The organism is Streptomyces sp. NPDC006739, assembly GCF_042869815.1.
Classification (GTDB): Bacteria; Actinomycetota; Actinomycetes; order Streptomycetales; family Streptomycetaceae; genus Streptomyces.
In genome coordinates this window covers 109776-132126 of sequence record NZ_JBIAGM010000006.1, presented here as the reverse complement: position 1 = coordinate 132126, position 22351 = coordinate 109776, and the positions used below count along the sequence as shown (strand labels likewise).

Sequence of the window (22351 nt, the reverse complement as noted above, 5' to 3'; positions counted from 1 at the left end):
GGTTCAGCTGTCGCACGCCCCGCCGTTGAGGGTGAAGGACGTCGGTGCCGGGTTGCTGCCGCTGTAGCCGGCGGTGAAGCCGACGGTGGTGCTCGCGCCGGCGGCGAGGTTCTGGTTCCAGTCGAGGCTGGTCGCGGTGACCTGGGTGCCGTTCTGCTTCCAGGTGGCGTTCCAGCCCTGGGTGATCCGCTGGTTGCCCGGCCAGGTGAAGCCGAGGGTCCAGCCGTTGACCGGGCTGTTGCCCGTGTTGGTGACGGTGACGGTGCCGGTCATCCCGCCGCCCCAGTCACTGACCGCGTAGTGGACCGAGCAGGTGCCCGTGCCGGTCCCCGAGCCGGACCGCAGGGTGAGCACGGTCGCGGAGTACGGGGCCAGGGTCTGGGAGACGGCGGTGCCGTGCGGCGCGGTGTCGATCGAGGTGCCCGGGGCGGCCAGGGTGGCGGTCCCGGGAGAACCGGTCCCGGGCGTGAAGCCGGCGTAGTTCAGCGCGACGCTGTAGGTGGTGGCGGGGTCGTCGTTGACCAGCAGCACCCGCACGGACCCGTCGGCCGCCTTGACCGCGTAGGAGTTGACGAGGGACTGGCTGGAGGTGGCGGAGACCAGGGTGTCACCCGGATGGATGAACTGGCCGAGCAGCTTCAGGCCGTAGTACGCCGGGTAGGGCGTGTTGGGCGTCGGCTCGCAGACACGGGTGCCGTCCGAGGTGCCGCAGCTGCCGTCCGACAGGACGCCGTACTCGCCGTACCGGCCGGTGCCGTACAGCGAGGAGCCGTTGTCACCGGAGGTGACGATGCCGTTGTGCAGCTGCCACCAGTCGACGTTCGCGACGCCGCTGCTCAGCCAGCCGGTGTAGTCCTGCAGCAGATACAGGGCGTTGACCTGGCCGATGGTCTGCTTGCCGGGGTTGGAGGAGACCGAGTTGGTCTCGGTGAGCATCATCGGGATGCCGGAGTCGCCCGCGTAGCTGCCGAGCTCGGTGCGCAGGGTGTTCACCATGCCGGGGATCTGGGCGGTGTCGGCGAGCAGGCCGGCGTCGGTGGGCCCGGGCGGGGTCACCGAACTGGGATTCTGCGGGTACCAGTGCACGTCCGCGAAGTCGATCTTGCCCTTGAGGGCCGTCAGCACGGTCTGGTTCCACGGCTGCGGGCTGCCGGCCGAGGTCTGCCCGTCCGGCCAGCTGCCCGGCGCGGTCAGCACCACGCCGATGGAGATCGTGGGGTCCACGGCCTTCATCGCCGCGATGTACTGCGCGGCGTGCTGGGCGTAGACGGACGGCCCGCAGGTGGTCGGGTTGGCCGGGGAGGGCACGGCTCCGCAGTGCTCGTCCGGTTCCCAGGAGCCGCCGTAGGTGCCGTTGCCGTACACCTCGTTGCCGATCTCCCAGTACTTGATGTGGTGGTGGTGCTCGACGTTGGCGTAGCGGACCCAGTCGGCGGCGAGCTGCGCGCCCGTCTCCTGGGGCGACTCGCTCCTGCCGACCGTGTCGCCGGTGCCGTAGTTCACGGTGATCATCGGCTGGACGCCGGCCTGTCCGGCCGTCGTCATGAACTGGTCGAAGTCGGTGGCCTGCGTGGTCTTGGAGACGACGTCCTGGTTCGTCTTCCAGTCGTACTCGTCCGACGTGGTGCCACCGGGGAACCGCATCACACCCACACCGGCGTCCTTCACCAGCTGCGGCACGCCGGCGTCGGTCAGATGGCCGTCGTACACCGAGGCGTTCAGCCCGATGGCCGTCGCCGGTATCGTCGCGCCCTGTCTGCCGGTGTCCACGGTCACCGTCGCGGCCGTCGCCGCGGCACGCTCGGCGTGTGCCGAGGGCGACGAGCGTGCCGCCAGGGCGGGGGATCCGCCCAGCGCCAGTAACGCCACCAGGGCGGCCGCCGTGGTCGCGGCACGCCCGCCGGGGGATGCCGCGCTGCCGAGTCTGCGCATGTCGACCTCCAGTGCACCGTCGCGGTCGCCCGCCGATCGGAAGTGGGGGAGGGAGGAATACGAAATGGGAGCGCTCCCATTCGCGGTCCCCACCATCGTCGGCTTGGCGGGCGCACGTCAAGGTGCGTGCAGGCGTGAGGCGTGCGGGCGCCAGCGCGTCGCCCGCGTGACCGGGAGCGCCGTCCGCCGTGGAACGGGCGGGCGCGGGGCGCCGCCGCATTCTCCGCGACCTGCGGTCCCGCTGGTCGCGGAGGGTGCGGCGGATGCGGCGGCGTTCGTCCGAAGGGGCGTCAGATGTCCCGGAACTCCTATGCGAAGTATCTGACCTGCGTAAATGAAGCGTTCAAAGATCATCTTGCACGGTCGCTGCACGAGCCGAACACCGCAGGAGTCACGCGGCCCTCGTGTAGGCGCTTCGGACCGCGATGCGGATCTTGGAACCGGCTCCGACGATCCGGTGCACGTGCTTACGTAGAGTAAACGCAGGATCGGCGTGTCCGAGCCGAGCCGCGAGTGTGTACACGTCCACCCCGCCGTTGATCATCATCGACGCGTAAAGGTGTCGGAGGGCGTGCATCATCATGTCGCGGGACTTCTCCCAGCGCCGTCCCTTCGCGTTGGGGTCAAGGGGCTTGATGAGGCCGGCCGCTGCCAGGGCAGGCTTCCAGCGGTAGGAGTTGAACCAATTCGACTGAATGGCGGTCTTCTCCCGGGTGTAGAAGATCAGCCGCACCGTGACAGGGGCGCCGTCTTTGCTGCCCCACGGTCGGGTCACCCCGACGGGCGGGTACTTCTCCATGTGCTCGCGCAGGGGGATGGCCACGTCGTCGGTCAGTTCGACCCACCGGTCCTTCGGGTCCTCGGCGTCTCCGCCCTTGGGGAGGGCGTATGCCAGGAACGAGCCGTCGTGGGCCACTTGCCGTTGCACGTGCACCATCGGGCCGTCAGGGTGTGCCCAGTCGATGTCTTCTGGTGACAGGCCGAATATTTCTCCTTGACGAAGGCCCAGGCCGCGACCGCAGTCGACGAGTGCCTTGTACCGGTCGGGAAGTTCGGCGCGGATCTTCTCGGTGTCCTCCCACGTCAGGGTCAGCTCTGCCCGGCCGCCATCTCCTCGCTTCGGCTTGGCGTCCTGCACCGATTTGGCGAGGCATGGATTCTTGGGTATGAGGCTGTCGTCCACGGCCAGGTCAAAGACAGCTCGAAGATTGTCGAAGACCAGGCGCAGCGTGGAACTTTCGAGCAGCCTGCGACGGTCGTGCAGCCAGTCCAGCAAAGACGAGGCGTTCACGGTAGGAACGACGTGGAGGAGAATTCGCTCCTTGTGGCGTCGGTAAGTTCGTGGATTCTTGTGTTCGTGCCCCTTGAGCCACGTAAGGGCGAGTTCACCGACCCTGACCTCTCCGGCGCGAGAGTTGATATATGAACCGTCGTCCACTCCGGACCGCATCTTGGTCTCATGCCTGCGGGCTTCGACCTCGGTGCGGAACAGCTCCGTCTGCTGGACATCTTCCCGGTTGCGCCATCGGGCCTGCCACCGCTTCCCCGTCCCGTGATCCCGCGTCGGAAATTTGCCGTGTTCCTTGCAGGTCGACTCCCCGTCTTTCGGGCGCGACTTGCGCCAGCGGTCGTACGGCATCGACTCAACTCCTAGTTTCCAACGGCCCTTTGAGTCTATTTGTGGAGTCTTTTAAATCAGGGCCATCGTCGACGGCGAGATTGTCTGACCGCTCATCGCGCCCTGTGTGAATTGGATGTTGATCCAGGAGAGCTGAAGATGTCAAATGCATTCTTGGGGTCTTCGCGACAAAGGGTGCAGAGTGGTAGAGAAGATTTCACCCAGACGAATGCTCGCCGAGGGTTCGACGAGGGCTCGACGAATCCTCAGCGAAGATTCGCCTGTGCCCTTCGAGAGTTCGCAAGAGTCGTAGGCATTTCGTCGAAAGGCCCTCTATTTGGTCCGGCCGGAATTTAATGCAAACGTTCCGCCCACCACCACGGCGGAGTACCGCTCACGTGGTTCTTTCCTGCCCGCTTCGAACCGTTTTGGAGTGCCCATGCGTCGAACCACTGCCCGTGCGGAAGAAGCCGCCAGTGGCGCGGGGGACCGTTGCCCCTTGATGAGCGCGGAGGAGCTGGCCGACTTCCTGGGCGTACCTTTGAATACGGTCTACATATGGAATCACCGACACCAGGGGGCGCGAGCCCACAAGGTCGGCCGCTATTTGCGCTACCGCTGACCGGAGGTAGAGGCATGGCTGGAAGCTCAAGCGGTGAATCGCGCGACCTGATCGGCCAAGATTGGCTGGTGCCCTTGTCCTTGGTCGGGCGACAGAACCCGGCGTACAGCCCGGCTCGTCCTGTCGCACCCCTCCGGCCCTGGTCAGAGCGGGTGTCCGCTCCTCCCTGCGCCTCCGGGGTCGAATCGGGGTCGAATCAGGCGGGTTGGCCGTTCCACGGGTCCAACTCACCCTTCGCGCCGCGATGGTTAGCCTCGTTGCGTCAATGAGTCTTGCACATCAGGGGCCGCTGGGGTCAAGTCCCCAAGCCCAGGTTCACCCGGCCGCGCGGGCCAGGCCTGCCAGCACTGCTACGCCGCCTGCTCGGTGTCAGCAGACTCCATTGGGCCGCGCTGATCGGGACCGAAGAGACGGCTGAATGTCCTTACCTTCACGCCCTGCACGGCCACCGGCGGGTGCGCGTAGGTGTCCCACGTCTCGGAGAACTCGGCGTGCCGGGAGAGCGCCTGCACGGTCTTCGGATCGTGCCTGTCGATCTTGTCCGCGCCCAGCCGGGACGTGTAGAAGTGCTTGAGGTCGTGGAACCGGGTGCCCTTCGGGAGCCCGGCCCGTTCCACCGCCTTCCGCCACACGTCGTTGAAGTGACTCCGTGTCAGTGGCCGGCCCTGCACGGTGGTGACGATCAGCCCCTCGTCCGGCGGCGGCATGTAGCCCCGCTGACGGCGCTTCTGCTGTGCCGCCTTGGACACCGGCGCCGGCCCCTTGAAGTGGGTCAGATGGTAGGCGAGGCGCTGCATGAGGAAGTGATCAACCGGCAGCGTGGCATAGCTCGCCTTGGTCTTCAGCTTGGCTTTCTTGCCCTTTTGCCGCTGCTCCTCGACGTAGAGGAGATCTTGGTCCCAGACCACACGGCTTTCAAGGAGACCGAAGGCCTCGCCTTCGCGCAGGCCCGCGCACGCTGCGATCCACACCAAGACCTCGTATCGCGGCTGGACTTCCCGCATGGCGCGCGCCAGGTCCGCCACTTGCTCGGGTGAGAGAGCGACCTCGACGCGATCCTCGACCTCGGGGAGATCGATCCGGGACACGATATTTGCCGGGAGCGGGACATCCGCGTCAACCATGTAGTTGACCAAGATGCGCCACGTCTTGAAGATCTGGACGACGTAGTAGGCCGACTCGATTCCCGGCTTGTCGATCAGATGATCCACAAGGGTTGTCGTATCCCGCCGCTTGAGAGTCTTGGCTATCCGGTTGCCCATGAACGGGACGATGTGAGTGCGCAGGTGGCTCTCGTAGGTGCCCGTCGTGTTCTCGTTCTTGTTCCTCTTCTTTCGTCCTTCGATTAGCTGTTCCGCGAACACCGCGACTTTCTCGTTCCCGATGTCGGGATCGACCCAGGTGCCGTTACGCATGTCCACCCGAACCTCGTCCAAGTGGTCGCGAGCATCTTGCCAGCTGTCGAATGCTGGGCGCCTGGGCTTCCCGTTGGGGTCCGTGTAGCGAGCCTGCCACTGCTGGCCGCGGCCATGGTCGGCAGACGGGTAAAGCGGCTTCCTCTTAGTGCCGCACTTGCAGGGAGCTTCGCCTTCTTTCGGATATCTCTTGTGCCACCGATCAAACGGTGCATCGGACTCGGCCATGTGCCCCTTCCGTGGAAGAATCTCAACCTTTCTCAGCCTGTAGCACTTAGGAGTCCAGCGGCTTCGGTGAGCGAGCGAGCTCGCCCCTCTTGATGCGCTCGAACAGGTCGTTGACCTGCTTCTCGCTGTAGCGCACCCGGCTGCCATTCCTGTTTCCTTCCCGGTTTTCTCCTGGGCCGGGTCGGTAGTACGGGCCAAGAGGATAGGCGCGCAGAAGACCGCGATTGGTCCACCGGCGCCGCGTTGAAGGTGAAATGCCAAGTCGGTGTTCCACCTCACGGGGCATCATATAGCGATCGACGGAATCCGATGGAGTGGTTTCAGAGGGCCTTTTTGATTGGCTTATCGGGACGCCCGAGTCTGCAATTTCGGGTGAACTCGAAGCCGAAACCCTCCTGCTTCTGAACCTGGCATCCGGCAAGATCCAGCCTCCTGCGGTCGCGTCTCCTCACCCGTGGTGGGTTGGCCTGTACGCCAAGCGCGCGGTGCGAGCGCGCCAGAGCCACCCATCTACAGGTGTTTATGTATGGAGTTGACGCTAGCCCACCCGCTCCGGATGTGACAGGTCCAACGTGCGCGTTATTGCTGCTTATGAGGTGCTTTGTCGTTAACACCTGTAGAGAAAAGTGAGGGGCGTCGCCCTCGTATGCCGCTTCCAGAGGGCGTGAGGGCGGACTGCTGACCTACGGATGCGAGGCCAGAGGTGCGAGTCGGTCCATGACAGCGAGACCTCTTGCGGATCCAACTGCCAAGTAGATGAAGAGAGGTTCCTTGTAGCGTCGCGCGGCAAGCTCGGCATCCCCGTGCTCCTCCGCGGCGCTGCCCAAGAGTTCTAGGACGGCTTGGCCCGCGAGTTGGCCGGCGGCCTGGCATGTGTCGTGCGTGACACGCAGTTTGCGCGGAGCTCCTTCGTAATCGCGCGCTGCCGCGTTGTCGAGGCCAAGGAACGAGAGGTCTCCCGGTGTAGTGGCGTGAAAAGCAGAGCTGTCCTAGGAGGTATCAGCTGCTGGCGGCATAGATCCACTGCGGAGAGGTGTTGCTTTAATGCGGACTGTGTGACTACACGCAGATGGAGATGGCGAGTAGAGGGTTGTTTCTAGGCCACAGCTTTCCAGTGCCATGGCCGCGGACCCGCAAGCCCGCGCATGCATTCGACTCGATATCTCGCTTGCTCCAGCATCACGGGATTGTCGTCGGCTGTTTGCAATGCGAATGACGTAAGTCGAAGTTCTCGAATATCGCGCAGCGTGGGATAGCCAGCCCAGTCCATGACGTCATGGCCGTAGGATTCGCAGAATTTCACGTACGCGGATCGAGAGATTTTGCCAAACGTATCCGCAGCCACGGCTGTCGAAGTGAGATCCCACTCCGGGGGCCCTACCGCAGTGCGCTCAAAGTCCATCAGAAAGACGCCGTTGTGGGTAACCGCAGTGTTGCCGCCCCAAGCGTCGCCATGAACGACGCATGGCCGTAGGCCCTGCGGCAGGTCGGTCCATGCTGCCTGGAGATCCTCTAGTCGTCGCAGGAGCCACGCTTGATCTTCTCGACTGGCAGACTGGGAGGCCTTGATGCGGTCCGCGATACGCACGAAGGGGGCTATCTCTCCCAGGGCGAAGGGTGGGGGTGGCAACTCATGTAGACGGCGCAGGAGTGGAGCAAGGTCCGACTCGTCTCCGGCGCGGTGTGGTGGTAGCTCTTCCCAGAATGTCGCTGTGCGCCCATCGACGGTTACGGGCTGGTCTATATCCAATGGCCGTACTGCTGGAATGCTGTTCTGTGCAAGCCATCGCGTGACTTGTACTTCGCGGGCTGCAGCGGCAGATTGTCCCCTACGCGCGATCCGCACAACGACTTGCCCGGGAAGACGCCATAGGTCGTTCTCGGCCAAGCGGATGGGCTCCGCACCGTTCGGACTTAGGCCGACCGCCTGCACGATCTTCTCCAGAACATCGAATGACTCTTGGATGCGGGGAGACGTCATGCCTGAACAGTAGTGCGGATGCGTTCGCGCAGATCAGCGACTCCGGCGTTGCGGCTGCGTGAGGCCGCGATGCGTCGCAGCTCCTGGACGTCGTCAACGGCGCGTTGAGAGCGAAGGCGTCCCACCTCGTCGAGGGCGCGGTGGCCAACCGCCACAGCTTCCTGCGGGTCGCCGGTGGCCATACGGAGCGAAGCGAGCTTCGTCCCGGAGAGAGCACGGGATCGCACGTATCCGTCTCCGTGCTCCTCGATCGCGATCTTCAGACGGTCGGCTGCCGCAGCTGGAGAATGGCCGGCGAGAATCGTCAGGTCGAAGAGCGCGTGGCCTGTGTCGCCGTGATGTTGTGCGCGGTCGTAGTAACTCATCCACGGGGCGTCTTCGCCTTCGGCGGCGTGAGAGAAGATTTCGTCCGAATGGCCAATCGCTCGAACTGCTGCGTCAATGTCTCTCATTTTGGCGTGGGCGCGGGCGCGCGCGTTATGCAACATCGCCTGCTCCTTCGGCGTCAGACGATCAGAGCGCACAAGGCCGTTCTCCGCGTGAGTCAGCCCGTCGTCTGGTTCTCCGACCCAGATCGCCTGACGGGCCAGCCAGTTCATCGCCGACGCCCGGAGATGCCAATTGCCAGCATGTTCAGCGAACTTGACACCTGCGCCCAGGTAGAACCGCGCGTCATCGTGCTCGTACGCATCAAAGGCGCTCGCGCCCATGACGATGGCGAGGCGGCCGACCGCAGTAAACAGCTCGGGTTCCAGGCGACCGGGACATCGCACGTCGAGGAGAGACGTGGCCCAGCGGTACAGGCCGATCGACGCGCTGCGGACGAGACCTGCACCTCCATACTGGTTATCCCACTGGGCAAGAAGGGTCGACGCCATCCATACCTGCTCAACGTCGTCGTTACGGATGACCTTGGGCAGTGAGGCATGGCCAAGCGCTCCCACTCCTATCGGGCCCAGTACGGCGGCGCCACCAGCGAGGAACGACCGACGTTCCACGTCACTCCCATCGACTTCAGCAAGTGTCCTTGCCTCTAGCGTGCCCGGCGCGGCCAGGTTCGAGGCCTCTACCAAAGCTTCGGACCGGAGCTTGTCCGCATCACGGCCCTGGCTGTCCGCATCCGCCTCGACGCGGCGCCAGAGCCGTCGCAGCGCACCCCTTGCATCAAGTGCATCATCCAGCGAAGCCGCCAGGTCGGCGTTGCATGGTCGCTCTGCCTTCTCGATCCTCTGGATTGAGGACCCGCTGAGGTGCGCCTTTGCCCCGAGGGCGGTGGTTGAGAGGCCTCGCAGTTCACGCCAAGTTCGCAGCTCCACCCCGAACCAATGCGCCATGGACTGCGAGTCATCGAGAGGCCTGGGCTTCTGTGGCATGACGTCCCTCTCGACAGTCTGATGCGGACAGTTTGCCGTGCACGTCCACTGTCCGCATCAGCATCTCCCGAGAGTGGTTTGAATCCTCGGGTGAGCAGCGAACAGGCGTGATCACGGCCATTTTGTACACCGCCGGACTCATCTCAACGTGCGTGACGCCATTGTGACGTTCTGTCAGTCCCACTCTGTGGGATGCGCCTGAGGTGCGGGGGCCTGGCTGTAGGGGCTGGTAGCGAAACTTTCGTCGTGAACGTGCTTCGGCCTGGCAGCCGAATGTGCCGGGCCGAAGCACGTTCACGACGGCTGCGCTAGGAGGAGATCTCCCCGTGCTTCACCGCGCTGATGAACGTCATCCAGGCGTCGCCTTCGAAGGTGTGGTGAGGGCCATTCGGATCCTTCGAATCGCGCACCTTCACCCGCGTGGCAGCAAGGAAGGCGGCCTCTACACAGTCCGTTGACGGTTGGCCGCTGTAGCTGCTTTTGAACCAGTTGGGCTGTTCGATCACGTGTCTTCCTCGTTAGGCGCGCAGGTGCTTCTTGCTGGCCTCGGCGATCAGCTCCGCCGAGGACTCGATTGAGAGGGCTTCGGCTTGCAGGTAGTCGAACGCTGCTGAGTACAGCCGGCGCTCCTCGTCCTGTTCCAGGTACAGCGAACCCGACGTGTTCTCTGCGTAGATGACGTCGAAGTCAGGGTCTGAGGCTCCGAGAATGATGAAGCCGGTCAGCGCCGCGGAGTATGCGCCTCGGTCGAACGGCAGGATCTGCACAGTGGTGCCCGGTGCCGAGCCGCGTTCGAGCAGGTGATCGAGTTGCTCGGTCATGACGTCAGGTCCTCCGACGCAGCGACGGAGGACGGATTCGTCGAGGAGGACGTGATACCGAGGGCGGGTCGGCTGATCGAGCAGCTGCTGCCGTCGCATGCGGGTGTCCAGGAAGGATGTGACTTGCTCCGGCGGCAGTTCGTAACCCGGTGTGCCCTTGATTGACCGAGCGTAGCTGCTGGTTTGCAAGAGTCCGGGGACAACGCTTGAAGCGAACTGACGGAGGCTGGTGGCCTCGTTCTCCAGAGCGATCAGCATGCCCAATGTGCTCGGCACGGAACCTGCGCCCGGTACCCACCACCCGTTGGTGGCTTTGGATGTCTTGGCCAGTTCGACCAGGGCATCACGCTCTTCGTCCGAAGCGCCGTAGACCCTGCAGAGCTGGTCGACTTGGTTCCAGCGAACGTTCCCTTTGCTGGTCTCGTATCGGCTCACTGTGGCCTTGGAGACGCCGGCGCGGTCGCCGGCCTCCTCGGCGCTGAGGCCCTTGGATCTGCGGAGCTCCAGCAATCGGAACGCCAACTGGCGGCGGCGGGTTGTCGGGCCGGGACCTGGAGTCGGCTCGACGGCTCGCCTGGAGCCGAGCGGCTCGTCGGTCATGCGGCCCCCTCAGGACATCGTGCTTCCAGTGTCAGGTTCAGCTCGTAGTAGCCACAAGGAAGTTACACGGCGGACCAGCCGCGGCGTTACGGGCCTGGCAAATCGTGGATCGCTCATGCGGACACTTCCGCCATGAGCGTTACATGAGGAGCGATACGCGCTACATACTCCACCTCAGCCGTTCCACGAGTAGTTGCTCGGGGACGGTGAGCGATCTCGATCCGAGTGCGTCACCCCCACCGCGAGGACAGCCGCCATGATCCCTTCGACTCAACTCCAACGTACGGAGTCCCCTACGCGTCACGCGGGGATGGTCGACGGGCTTGGTGATCGTGTGACAGCGCGAAAGCAGCCTATGTATCGCCTCAGGTCCAGACGGGGCCGGCGCGCGACCGTCGGGCCCTTGAGGCGCGGTGGATTCGACAGTGGCTTGGCTGACTTCGTTGCCGCCTACCGTGCCGCGTTAGCGTTCGGAAGCGTCTCGCCAGTAGTCCCGCAGCATTTCGCTTGGCCAAGAGGGCTGTCGTACGGGGCCGCGCGGGAGCATCTCCTCGAACACCGCTACTACGTCAACCACGAGCGTGCCGTCATCCGCATCGAGATCGGTGACATGCAGATCGTGCCCTTCAACGCGAAGCAGGCGTGGGAACGACGTGGCGAGTCGAGCTGGCCGTCGGTGGTTGTGGTGCACGAAGGTCCCTGTGGCTGGCCAGGCCGGATTGTCGCGAGGGCTGCGAGCGTGCAGTGCGACGTCGTCGGGAGACCCGAAGTTAAAAAACCAAGTGACTTGGATGTGCGAGAACTCCTCGATCCCCTGCAGCGTCTCCAGCGGAAACTCCGGATGCAGCCGGATGATCGATTCCGTGCCGCCCTTGAAGTCGTCGAGCCGCCCCGTGTGCCCTCCCACCACGGTTGCGATGACAGGCACTTCGATGGACTTTGTGGACACGACTTTCCCCTTCTCCGCTGTGAGCAGGGCGGGACGCACGGCTTGTTCATGGTCGTCCTCGCCACGACGGCGCCGTCAGGCTACTCGTTCGAGTACCGCCTTAGCTCGCTCGTCGATCTCTCCAGCTGCTGTGATCCCTCGGTTCCGGAAAGGGGAGAGCACCCTGCGCATGTTCACGACGGCCTCACGCGCCCTGCCCGACTGAACCCCTTCCATGGCGTCCAAGGCTTGGGCCCACGTATGGCAGGCGGCTTCAACGTTGCCTTGGTGCGCCTGCACCGCGCCCATGTAGCCCAGGGTGACAGCGTGCGTCCGGCTGAAGGTCTCGGCCTTCCTGGTCAGCACGCTGTTTCGGAACTCGCGAAGAGCTCCTTCGAGGTCACCAAGAATCCACAGGGTGCGTGCCGTCTCGTGGGCCAGGGACGCTTGCTGGAAGAACCACACCCGATGCGGATCACTGTCGCTGGCCCCAGCGGCGGCGAGGTCGTCCTCAGCTCGGAGGAGCGCTGCTATCGCCTCGCGCCTCTGGCCGTCCATGGCAAGGCTGCGGGCGCGGACAACGCCGAGCAGAGCGCGCTCACGTGGTGTCGCCAGGGTGTACCGCTTGCGGTCGACGGAAGCGGTCGCGAGCCGCACTCCCGTCCCGGGGTGTCCCAAATCGATTGCCTGATGGGCCATGGCCCGGAGGATGTGGCCGGCCAGCGGTGCTTCGTCGGCTTCTGCGGCGAGCTTCAGTGCCAAGGTGAAATAGCGTCGCGCTGCCTCGTGTTCGGAGGCGTCGAAGCTCATCCAGCCAGCCACGTACACGGCTTCGGAAGCTGCGGCAAGCAGGTCTCTGCGTGTTTCATCGTTGGTGAAGACACCGCCTACGTATTTTGCGACGTCATCGAGAATGTACTGGCGCAGGGCTGTGCGACCGTCCATCCCGCCGTGTCGCTGGTCCCGTCTGGAGAAGAACTCAGTCATCTCGCGGACAGCGGCAACCTCGCTGACGCCGATGTGGCGGAAGGTTGCGGCAGGGCGCGACCTGGCGCGTTCCGGTGCGTCGTCCCACCACTGCTGTCCGGGCAGGACCAGGCTGCCTACCGAGTAGGCAGCGCCGGCCAGCAGTTGGCGGCGTTCCAAATCCACGTCGCTTCTCCCGAGATCCACCAGCGCGGTCAGCGTATCGACGCGCCACTCCGATGCCGGGTCGCCATCAGTGGGCGATACCGAAAGCCCGATTTCCGCCAGAGTGACCGGGCGTTGCAGCCGTCGAGACAACGTCTCACACAAGATACGGGGTGCCCTGCCGCTTGGACGGGTGCCAGAGATCCACATCGCGATGTGCGAACGACTCGTGCTCAACAGTTCATGCGCACCGACCTCGGCGGCGACCCTGACCACCGCCGCGGCGACCTTGGGCTGCGACCAGCCCGTCTCCGCGATCACAGCGGCCAGTTGTTCGTTCCTGTGTGCCATCCGACGTCCCCGTTCACAAGAGAACGATCTTTGACGGGTTTGACGGCATCGCGGACTGGCCGGGGATACCAACCCGTCGTCATTCACGGTTCGCTCAAGGTCAACGAAACCACCATCTGCCTATGCCTGGGAGGACATCCGGTGAAGACCAGCCACGCGTCTGGTGCCAACGCCAGGACCCTTCCCGGCTCCGCTAGCGCTGGCATCGACGCCTTCGGGGCGGCTGAGGGCCGGGTGGCGTCGCCCTCGGGGGCGTGCGTACGCAGGAGGCAGTCATGAACGAGCCCACGACTGCGGACGGCTGCAACGACGCCCCGGAACAGCAGAAGAGTCTGACGCTGGCCGCCAACGATCTCGCACCCAGCGAGGCCCGTTCCTTCACCCGCGACGTACTCACGGCTTGGGAGTTCGAAGACCTTATGGATCAAGCCGTGTTGATCGTCAGCGAACTCACCACCAACGCCGAGCGCCATGGCCGGCGCGATGAAAGGGCCGAGGGCGCTTCATCGGGCCCACAGGGCAAGAGGGACGAGGAGATCACGCTGACCCTCGCGGTCCAAGCCGAGGTAGTGACGATCGAGGTTGAGGACAACTCTCCCTATGCCCCGGTCCAACGGGTTCCCGACCAAGACGCGACCAGCGGGCGTGGCCTGTGGCTCGTCTCTGCGATGGCCGACAGCTGGACCACACGTCCTACCGAGGACGGAACCGGCAAGCGGGTGCTCGCCTTCATCAGCCGCCCTGAACCTGGCGTTGCTTCCTGAACATCTCCATCCCTCTCGCCCCTCTTTGGAGACCCTCGCTATGGCTCCCGAAGCACCTCCCGCTGCCTCGCCCTGCGTGACAGCGAGCAAACACGACCGCGGCGGCCTCGAAGATCCGCGTTGCCTCCTCCTCGATCTCGACGGCGTTCTCGTGGACACACGTCCTGTGATGGAGATCGCGTGGCGTGCCGTCCAGGAAGCCCACGGCGTGAACATCCCCTTCGAGACGTACCAGGAACAGCTCGGCCGCCCCTTCGACGACATCATGGCGCGCCTCGGCCTGGCCAACGCAGAGGAGATCCACCGGACGTACACCGAGGCGTCTGCGGCTGCATCTCATCTGGCCCAAGAGTTCGAGGGCATCACAGACGTCCTTCTCGCGGTCGCCGCTGACGGCTGGTCCCTCGGCGTCGTGACGTCAAAGCCGTTAGCCCGGGCAACGCCCCTTCTTGCTCGGCTCGGCTGCCCGTTCGTCACGGTCCGGGGGCCTGAAGGACACGGGCGGGGTAAGCCGGCTCCGGACCCCATACTGCTGGCCCTGATCGACCTCGGCGCTGATCCGGCCGATGCGGCCTACGTCGGCGACATGGCGGTCGACCAAGAGGCAGCACGTCGCGCCGGCGTTTCCTACATCCACGCGGGATGGGGATACGGCCGTCCAACGGGGCCGTGCCCCGCCGTCGCCGATACGCCCAGGCAGCTGTTACACCTCCTCGGCGTGAGTACCCCCAACGGCCCGTTCGTCGAAGGAGGGCTGTTGTGAAGGCTGTTGGACGCAGCGCACTTGGCCTCGTCCGGACCGACTTCGGCGGACAGCCTTCGTGGGCCTTGGTGGGAGAGGGTGCTCTCGCCACGGTGCGGGCCGCCCGGATCACCACCCGGGACCTGGAGGCCCTGTCGCTCGACTCGGGTGAGGTAGACGAGCAGGTCAACCAGGTCATGGAGGCGCTTGAAAATTACGGCGCGCATCTCACGGCGACACCGGGCGGAGCGGGATGGCTGCACGCCCAGCAGGTACCAGCGCGCCGTCTGGTGGGGCAACTCGTCCGCAAGTTGATGGCCCTCAGCACGTGGGAGCCCTTCGGGGAGGCCCCCGGTTGCATCACTCCAGCTTCGTACGAAGGGTTCGTCGGGGTGCGGCCGAGCAGTTCGCGGGAGTACCGGTCATACACAGTGACCTGGTCCGGGGTGGCGTTCGTGCTCGGAGCTTCAGCCCCGCACAATCCGCTGAGGTCGGCGCAGTTACGCAACCTTCCCCGTGCCCGCTCGGATGTCGGCTCGGGCCGTGCGCCTTCGACTTGGCCACGGAGCGAGGTGGTGGCGTTGTCGTGGTCGTCGCGGCACGCGGCGACGCTGCTTCCGGTACTCGAAGCGCTCTCCCGTGAAGGAGCGAGGAGTCTGCTCCTCGACCTGGCCACCGACGACGCCCAGCGCTGCATCGCACCGGATGAGCAGGGCGTGAGCTTCGGTGCACTGCCCGCTGATCTCTTCAGCATCTCCGGCACGGTGGATGAACTCCACCTGCCCGACGACGACCGCGTCGTGCGGGTGAAGCAGCACATCGTGCGCCTGGCCCGGCTGGTCCGGCTGATCTCCGTTGTCCTGGAGACGGCGGGAGGATGCACCCAGCCGTCCTGGCGATCGGTCGTGGAGGTCGAGAGGCGGTTGGACGAGGTCCTCACTGCGGCCCGGCCTCACACCGTGCTGGTCAGCAACGACACGAGCCCCCTGGGCGCACTCGCCGTCCACGCGGCCGAGCGCCACTCGCTGAACACGGTGCACGTCCAGCACGGTGCGTGGACGGCCGAGGCTGTTGCCTGGCCTGTGCTGCACAGTCGTCACATCGTGGTCATGGGCGAACGCGACGTCCCGCTGGCGAAGACCTGGGCGCGTCATCCGGGGGCCGAGGTCCATGTCCTTGGACAGCCTCGCTTCGACTGCCTTACCAGCCTCGACCGTGCGGCTCAACGGCGCTACCTGACACGTCTGATGGCCTCGGCCCACGACCATGCTCCCTCTCGGATCATGGTTTGGGCCTGCCAGCCCTTCAGCCACGACCGGCTCAGGACTCAGGCCAACCAGATCGCGCAAGGGCTGCGCGGGGCCGACGGTGACTGGGGCCTCGTCATCGCCCCGCACCCCGCTCAGGGAGTCGGAGCATTCTCCTCCCTGTTCGAGTGCGACCGCGGCCCTCTCGATGACGAGCTGCCCGTTGCCGTGGCCGATCCGCAGGTCGGGGCACGCGGCTGTCTGGCCGGCGCTGACGCCCTGGCGAGTGCGTATTCGACCTGCGGTATCGAAGCTCTCCTCCTGCAGGTGCCGGTCTTGGAGATCGGACCGCCCGGAGAGCGCACACTCGGCCTGGCCGGTCACGGCCTGGCTCATCGCTGTCACAGCGCCGACGACGTCACTGCCGCACTCACCGCACTGGCCTGCCCCGACGAGCTCATGGCCCAGCCGGTGCCGGATGCCGTGTGTAGGTGGCGCGGTGACAGCGCCGCCGCCATCGCCGGCCTCATCCTCGGCCCCGAGAGCGCCACGCCTCTCGATCCCGTTCCAGCTGATTCCTCCGCCGCTGATCCCGCTCAGCCGCAGGGTGAAGGAGTTCCTACCCAATGACACACCTGACCGCCGACACCGTCGCCGAACTCTTCGCCGGGGCCGTCACCCTGGCCAAGGCCGGCGAGAAGGTCGCCCCCCGCGGTATGGCCACCCGCGAAGTCCTCGACGTCCACATGCGGTTGACCCAGCCCCGGGCTCGGCTGCTGCACGCGCCCCCAGCCCGGATCCTCAACCCGGCGTTCGCGGTGGCCGAGACCGTCTGGCACCTCGCAGGCTCGGACGACTCGTGGATATTCGAGTACAACGCCCGGCTGCGGCAGTACACGGATGACGGCGTACTACGGGGCGCGTACGGCCCGCGAATGCGGAACTGGGCGGGGAAGGTCGACCAGCTGCACCAAGTCGTCGACACCCTTAGGGAGGATGCCGACTCCCGCCGGGCCCTGATCCAGCTGTACGACCCGGCCCTCGACGCCGCTGGGCACAAGGACGTGCCGTGCACGCTCGGATTCGCCTTCCACCTGCGAGCCGGCCGCCTGCACATGACGACCACGATGCGCGGCCAGGACGTATGGATCGGTCTGCCCTACGACCTGTTCTTCTACACGGTCCTGCACGAGCTGGTGGCCGGGTGGCTCGGCGCCGAGCTCGGCGACTTCCACCACCAGGTGGGGTCCCTGCACATATACGAGAACCACCTCGACCACGCCGAGCAACTCACCTCGCTCACTGCGAGCGAGATCATGCCGGACCTCAGCACTCCGTGGGACGGCTTCGACGAGCTGCTCCGGCACGTCCGGGCCGGAGAAGTCACGGGGCATCCGGGCTGGGACGCCATGACCGAGACGATGCACAGCTACCGACTGTGGAAGGGCAACCTGCGCGATGCGGCGTGGCAACAGGCCGACCAGGTCAACGGCCCCCTCGGCCAGGCGCTGACCTCCTGGTACAGCGAGCTGAACCGCCGCACCGCGTCCTCGTCCGCCCGCACTGTGGCAGGGGTCAGGTGACGTTCGCCATGGACCACGTTCCGTCCGTCATTCTCGGCCTGTGCTCCTACACCCATGACTCGGCCGCCGCGCTCCTGGTCGACGGGGACCTGGTCGGATTCGTCGAGGAAGAACGCCTGTCCGAGGACAAGCACACCAAGGCGTATCCGCGCCATGCCGTCGCGTGGCTGCTGAAGGAGGCCGGGATCACCGTCGGCGACGTGGACGCTATCGCCTACAACTTCCAGCCCTCCCGCTACCTCGTCGAGTCCCCGGCCGCGCTGCGCCTGGCCCTGTCGGAGACGACCCGCGAGCGGGCGCTGCCCAGGGCCCACGGCTTCGCCAAGGTGGCCTTGCGCACCCAGCACCGCGTCCGCACCCTCGGCCGGCTGTTCCCCTCCGCCCGCGTCACACCCGTTCTGCACCACCGGGCCCATCAGATGGCCGCCTTCGCCGCATCGGGATGGGCCGAATCCGCGGTGCTCGTCGTCGACAGCCTCGGCGAACGACAGACCACCACCATCGGCCACGGTCACGAGACGCTGCGACCGCGCACCCGCATCGTCGAGGAGCTTCATGATCCGGCGTCCTTGGGCTACGTGTACGGAGCGGTCACCGAGCATCTGGGGTGGCGCCGCGGGGACGAGGAGGGCACTGTGATGGCCCTCGCCGCTCTCGGCGACCCCAAGCGGTTCCGGCACCTGTTCGCGCGCGCCGTGCGCACCACGTCGGCCGGCTTCTTAATCGACCCGGCCTACTTCCCCCCGCGCACGCTGTCCTCCGGCTACCCCCGGACATCCCGTCGCTTCATCACCGAGACGTGCCCCGCCCGTCACCCGGACGAGCCACTCGCCGACGTCCACCAGGATCTGGCCGCGGCCCTCCAGGAGCGCACCGAAAAGGTCATGGTGCACCTGGCCCGGCGAGCCAGGATGATCACCGGCTCTCGCCGCCTATGCGTCGGTGGCGGAGTCGCCACGAACTGCGTGAGCATCGGGCGCATCATCGAGGCCGACATCTTCGACGAGGTCTTCGTGCCCCCCGCCCCAGGCGATGCTGGCACCGCGCTCGGTGCTGCGGTCGCCCTTCACATGGACGGGGGAAACCGACGCCCCGTCTCCGGCATCGCCCGCGCCTGCTACCTCGGTCCGTCCTTCCACGACCTCACCCTCGACCTCACCCCGTGGCCCGGACTGCAACAGAAGATGTTGGGCATCGAGACCGCAGAGTTCCTCGCCGACCAACTCGCCCACGGCATGATCGTCGGCCTGTTCCAGGGCCGGGTGGAAGCCGGACCCCGCGCCCTGGGGAACCGCTCGATCCTCGCCTCGCCCTTGGAACCGGGTGTCGTGGAACGACTCAACGCCACCGTGAAATACCGCGAGGCATTCCGGCCCTTCGCCCCCATGGTCCTGGCCGAGCGCGCCCGAGAGTTCTTCACGCTCGGCCAGGAGGCGCCTTACATGTCCATGGCCTCCGGTGTGACGGAGACCGCACGCGAGCAGGTGCCGGCCATCATCCACGCCAATGGCACCTCCCGCCTGCAGACCGTCACCGCGGCACAGAACCCGTTCATGCACGCGGTCCTGACCGCCTTCGCCCGCCGCACCGGAGTCCCGGTACTGATCAATACCTCGCTCAACGTCAAGGGCAAGCCCATCTGCGGGACGCCGGCCATGGCCCTGAACTGCCTGGCCGACTCCGGCCTGGACGCTCTGCTGCTGGAAGACCGGTGGATCACCAAATGAAGATCGGATACAGCTTCTGGGGCTTCCTCGGCAACGGCATCACCAACACCCCGGACGGGGGCCGCAGCCATCGCCGCCCGTTCATCGACGCCCTGGTCTCCCGCGGTCACGAGATCGTCTTCCTCCAGGCCAACCGCGACCTGCTGGAAGCCGACGACGACCTCGGCAGCACCTACACCTTCGACACCGGTATCCCGAAGATCGACGCGCTGTTTCTCGAATGGCGCTGGGCGATCGACGGACGCAACACGACCCCGTGCGGCACCGAGGGCCACACCTGTGACCTGCACCGTCAGGCCGAACTCATCACCCACTACACCGCGCGGCGCGGCACACCGACCGTGATCTGGGATAAGGACCGCATGCTGCGGCACGAGAGCATCTGGCGCGGCACCTTGCAGAGTGCTGTGTGCGAAGCGGCCCTCGAACCCTCACCGGGCGCCCACCGCCTGCTCTTCCCCGTTGACGACCGGCTCCTGGACCAAGCCGACCCCGTCGCACTGACGGCGCAGCCGCGTGACCTGATGCTCGGCTATGTAGGCAACCAGTATGACCGCGACGCGCACTTCGACCACTACTTCGCCCCGGCCGCCGCACACGTGGCGCACCTCGTCGGCGGCAAGTGGACCCAGACCGACCGCTGGCCGCACGTCCGCTTCCTTGGACGGATCCCGTTCCAGGACGCCCACGCACTGTACGGCAGATCCCTGGCCACCGTTCTCATGCTGCCCGAGCGGTATGCCGAGGTCGGGCAGATGACCCAGCGGATCTTCGAAGCGGTGCTCGCCGGCTGCCTGCCGCTGGCCCCGGCCGACATCTGCCGCGTCGAGGAGTTCGTACCCGCCGAGCTGATCGTGTCCTCCGGCCGAGAAGTGATCGAACGGCTCGACCATCTCCGAATGATCGCTGGCAGCCAGCAGCACGCCGACCTCATACGCGCCTGTCTGGACCGCCTGGACCTGTTCCGCCTGAGCCGACAGGCCGATGCCGTGGAGAGCGTGCTGCACACGCTCTTCCGCGGCGCGGGCGAGCGAGGAGCGGCGTGATGCCACAGACCTTCCCGGCCTATGGGCCTGGATCGTCCAGATGTGTCCTGGCGGCCGGTCCGCTCGGGCACGCGAGCGACTCTAAGCTGGAGCACCATGAAGAAGGTTGCCATCGTCGGCTGCGGAGGCAGCGGCAAGTCGTACCTGGCCCGCGAACTGGGGAAGATCCTCGACGCCCCAGTGACGCATCTGGACGCTGCGTTCTACGACGACGAGTGGAACGCGTTGCCGATGGACAAGTTCGCCGAACTGCAGAGGGACCTTGTCGCCAAGCCGCGGTGGGTGATCGACGGCAACTACAACTCGACGCTCCAGGTCCGCCTGGAGGCGTGCGACACCGTGATCCTCATGGACGTGTCCACGATCTCCGCTCTGTACGGGATCTTCTCCCGGCAGCTGCGGCATGGAGCCGGTCACAAGGGCAACGGGGTACACAACCGGATCCACTGGGGTGTGATCAAGTACGTGGCGACGTACCGCCGCAAGATGCGCCCCCGTGTCATGGCCAAGATCGACGAGTTCGCGTCCAGCCGGGCCGACGTCGTGCTGCTGACCAACCGGCGACAGACGCGAAGCTGGCTGCAACAGGTGGCAGCTCAACACAGCTGAGCCATCCGCGCCCGCGAGGGGAGGGCGCGGCATGACCGAGGTCAACCCCTTCCTCGACCCCGCGCGGCAGGCGGACCTCTACGGTGATGCGTCCCGCCTCGCCGGCCGGTCCAACGCCCTGATGCGGGCCAAGACCGCCGGTCGGCCCGTGCCGGACACAATTGTCGAGCTGGTGCGAGCCCATCACGTGCGTGCTGGCCGCCTTGGTGCGGTATTGGACATCGGCTGCGGTCGAGGTACGAGCAGTGCGGTGCTGGCCAGCCTGCTGAACCCGGAGCGGGTCGTCGGGTTCGACGCGGCCCCGGCCCTGATCGACCAGGCCCGCGAGCGGACCCGCCATCTGCCGGGCGTACAGGTGAGCTTTCTCCAGGGCGATTTCCATCAACTGCCCCTGCCCACCGCCTCGTGCGACCTGGCGGTGGCCGCGTTCTGTCTATACCACTCACCGCGCCCGCAGACGGTCATCACGGAGATCAACCGCGTCCTCGCCCCCGGTGGGCTGGCCGTGCTGGTCACCAAGAGCCTCGACAGCTACCGGGAGCTGGACCAACTGGCCGCCACCGCGGGCCTCGACCCTCGCGCAGAGCAGCGCGAGAGCCTGTATGTCTCGGCGCACAGCGACAACCTCGCCGCGCTGGCCGCGACATCGCTCGACGTGGTGACCGTCGAGAACGAGGAGCACGTTTTCACCTTCGACGGCCACGACCATATCGCCGAGTACCTGGCCACCAACCCGAAGTACGACCTGGCCCCGGGGCTGTACGGCCAACCGGGCGCCTTGGCCGCCGTGCTGCACGAGTTCGTGCCGGACCAGCCGCTGACCGCCCGGTCCGTCATCACGTTCGTCGTGGCTCGGCCCCCGGAGGGCCGATCATGACGAGCGCACACTTCACCAAGTTCTACGAGACGCCCGATCAGGTCTCCGCAGCCGTTCGTCACCACTGGTGGCTCACCGAACACGCGCACCCATTGCGGCTGCCGACGTTCGTGGTGATCGGCCATGCCAGCCTTACATACCAGTGGGTCGAAGGACGCCCGGTCCAGCCCGAGGACCTGACCGCGCTGGCCACGCTGCTGGGCCATGCCCACGGCTGCGCCTGGGCCAGCGATCTGCAGGCCGCTGACCTGGCCAGACCGCACCGCTTCCAGGACGGCACTGCCTTCGCCGACTACGTCGGACCCCGCCGAGTTGCGCTCCAACGCCGCCTGGAACAGGGCTATTTACCCAACAAGGCTGCCTTGCACGCGGTGTTGGCGCTGCTGGAGAAGACGGCGGAGGGGCCCGTCTCCTTCTACAAGGACAGCAACCCCCGCAACTTCCTCATCACTCCTGCCGGGGCCGTCGTCACCGTCGACACCGACGACCTCACACTCGCGCCGATGGCGTACGACCTCGCGAAGCTGATCGCGACGCTGCTGCTGACGTACGGATCGCTCCCCGATGACGCCATCGGCACGGCGCTGAGCGCATACAACGAGGCCGCCGGGCACCACGACATCCGCCTTGGTGCCACGGACCGCCCTCGCCTTGACGACTTCCTCGCTCTACACGCCGTTTTGACCGCCCCCTACATCGGGCGGAACGGCTACAGCTACGGCTGGCCTCCCGCCTACCCCCGACTCCGAGGTTGAG

18 protein-coding genes are annotated in these 22351 nt (G+C 65.9%); 9 read left to right on the top strand and 9 right to left on the bottom strand.

Translation table 11 applies throughout. The annotated features are described in order from the left end of the window. Positions 1–3: 3 nt before the first annotated feature. The 9 genes from ACFYMM_RS14950 to ACFYMM_RS14910 all read right to left on the bottom strand — a co-directional run bounded on the left by ACFYMM_RS14950 (position 4) and on the right by ACFYMM_RS14910 (position 13000). Positions 4–1932 (bottom strand): cellulose binding domain-containing protein, encoded by a 1929-nt coding sequence (locus ACFYMM_RS14950; protein WP_388386286.1) that lies wholly within the window; start codon positions 1930–1932, stop codon positions 4–6. Positions 1933–2323: 391 nt separating this feature from the next. Then, a complete protein-coding gene (locus ACFYMM_RS14945) occupies positions 2324–3571 on the bottom strand; it encodes a tyrosine-type recombinase/integrase (RefSeq protein WP_388386285.1) in 1248 nt (415 codons plus the stop codon). A 951-nt stretch (positions 3572–4522) separates the two neighbouring features. Then, positions 4523–5587, bottom strand: a complete 1065-nt coding sequence (locus ACFYMM_RS14940; RefSeq protein ID WP_319647616.1) for a site-specific integrase — start codon at positions 5585–5587, stop codon at positions 4523–4525. A 1324-nt stretch (positions 5588–6911) separates the two neighbouring features. After that, the gene (locus tag ACFYMM_RS14935) at positions 6912–7796 is read right to left on the bottom strand and encodes a phosphotransferase (RefSeq protein WP_334580550.1); all 885 of its coding nucleotides are present in this window, start codon (positions 7794–7796) and stop codon (positions 6912–6914) included. Beyond that, entirely contained in the window at positions 7793–9130 is a 1338-nt protein-coding gene (locus ACFYMM_RS14930) for a helix-turn-helix transcriptional regulator (protein WP_319647614.1), read from the bottom strand. The genes ACFYMM_RS14935 and ACFYMM_RS14930 overlap by 4 nt, the downstream gene beginning before the upstream one ends. A gap of 347 nt (positions 9131–9477) precedes the next feature. Next, positions 9478–9675, bottom strand: a complete 198-nt coding sequence (locus ACFYMM_RS14925; protein WP_261722860.1) for a DUF397 domain-containing protein — start codon at positions 9673–9675, stop codon at positions 9478–9480. Between the two features lie 12 nt (positions 9676–9687). Further along, the gene (locus ACFYMM_RS14920; RefSeq protein ID WP_319647613.1) at positions 9688–10590 is read right to left on the bottom strand and encodes a helix-turn-helix transcriptional regulator; all 903 of its coding nucleotides are present in this window, start codon (positions 10588–10590) and stop codon (positions 9688–9690) included. A 463-nt stretch (positions 10591–11053) separates the two neighbouring features. Then, positions 11054–11539 carry a TrmO family methyltransferase gene (locus ACFYMM_RS14915; protein ID WP_319647612.1) on the bottom strand — a complete coding sequence of 162 codons (486 nt, stop codon included), beginning with the start codon at positions 11537–11539 and terminating at the stop codon, positions 11054–11056. A 75-nt stretch (positions 11540–11614) separates the two neighbouring features. Then, positions 11615–13000 (bottom strand): Tat pathway signal protein, encoded by a 1386-nt coding sequence (locus tag ACFYMM_RS14910; protein WP_388386284.1) that lies wholly within the window; start codon positions 12998–13000, stop codon positions 11615–11617. Positions 13001–13275: 275 nt separating this feature from the next. Here ACFYMM_RS14910 and ACFYMM_RS14905 point away from each other — a divergent pair, with 275 nt between their 5' ends. The 9 genes from ACFYMM_RS14905 (at position 13276) to ACFYMM_RS14865 (ending at position 22350) form a co-directional block, all read left to right on the top strand. Further along, positions 13276–13764: an ATP-binding protein gene (locus ACFYMM_RS14905; RefSeq protein WP_266703774.1), complete on the top strand. Its 489-nt coding sequence runs from the start codon at positions 13276–13278 to the stop codon at positions 13762–13764. Positions 13765–13840: 76 nt separating this feature from the next. Further along, a complete protein-coding gene (locus ACFYMM_RS14900) occupies positions 13841–14527 on the top strand; it encodes an HAD-IA family hydrolase (RefSeq protein ID WP_319647609.1) in 687 nt (228 codons plus the stop codon). Next, complete coding sequence (locus ACFYMM_RS14895) at positions 14524–16383, top strand: hypothetical protein (protein WP_388386283.1); 1860 nt, start codon at positions 14524–14526, stop codon at positions 16381–16383. The genes ACFYMM_RS14900 and ACFYMM_RS14895 overlap by 4 nt, the downstream gene beginning before the upstream one ends. Further along, a complete protein-coding gene (locus tag ACFYMM_RS14890; RefSeq protein WP_319647607.1) occupies positions 16380–17336 on the top strand; it encodes a thymidylate synthase in 957 nt (318 codons plus the stop codon). Before ACFYMM_RS14895 ends, ACFYMM_RS14890 begins: the two co-directional genes overlap by 4 nt. An 8-nt stretch (positions 17337–17344) precedes the next feature. Further along, positions 17345–19063 carry a carbamoyltransferase gene (locus ACFYMM_RS14885; protein WP_388386282.1) on the top strand — a complete coding sequence of 573 codons (1719 nt, stop codon included), beginning with the start codon at positions 17345–17347 and terminating at the stop codon, positions 19061–19063. Next, positions 19060–20109: a hypothetical protein gene (locus tag ACFYMM_RS14880; RefSeq protein ID WP_319647605.1), complete on the top strand. Its 1050-nt coding sequence runs from the start codon at positions 19060–19062 to the stop codon at positions 20107–20109. The genes ACFYMM_RS14885 and ACFYMM_RS14880 overlap by 4 nt, the downstream gene beginning before the upstream one ends. Before the next feature lie 96 nt (positions 20110–20205). Next, positions 20206–20718 carry a topology modulation protein gene (locus ACFYMM_RS14875; RefSeq protein WP_319647604.1) on the top strand — a complete coding sequence of 171 codons (513 nt, stop codon included), beginning with the start codon at positions 20206–20208 and terminating at the stop codon, positions 20716–20718. A 31-nt stretch (positions 20719–20749) separates the two neighbouring features. Further along, on the top strand, positions 20750–21595 hold the full coding sequence (locus ACFYMM_RS14870; RefSeq protein ID WP_334580556.1) for a class I SAM-dependent methyltransferase: 846 nt from the start codon (positions 20750–20752) through the stop codon (positions 21593–21595). Then, complete coding sequence (locus tag ACFYMM_RS14865) at positions 21592–22350, top strand: phosphotransferase (RefSeq protein WP_388386281.1); 759 nt, start codon at positions 21592–21594, stop codon at positions 22348–22350. Before ACFYMM_RS14870 ends, ACFYMM_RS14865 begins: the two co-directional genes overlap by 4 nt. Position 22351 lies beyond the last annotated feature (1 nt).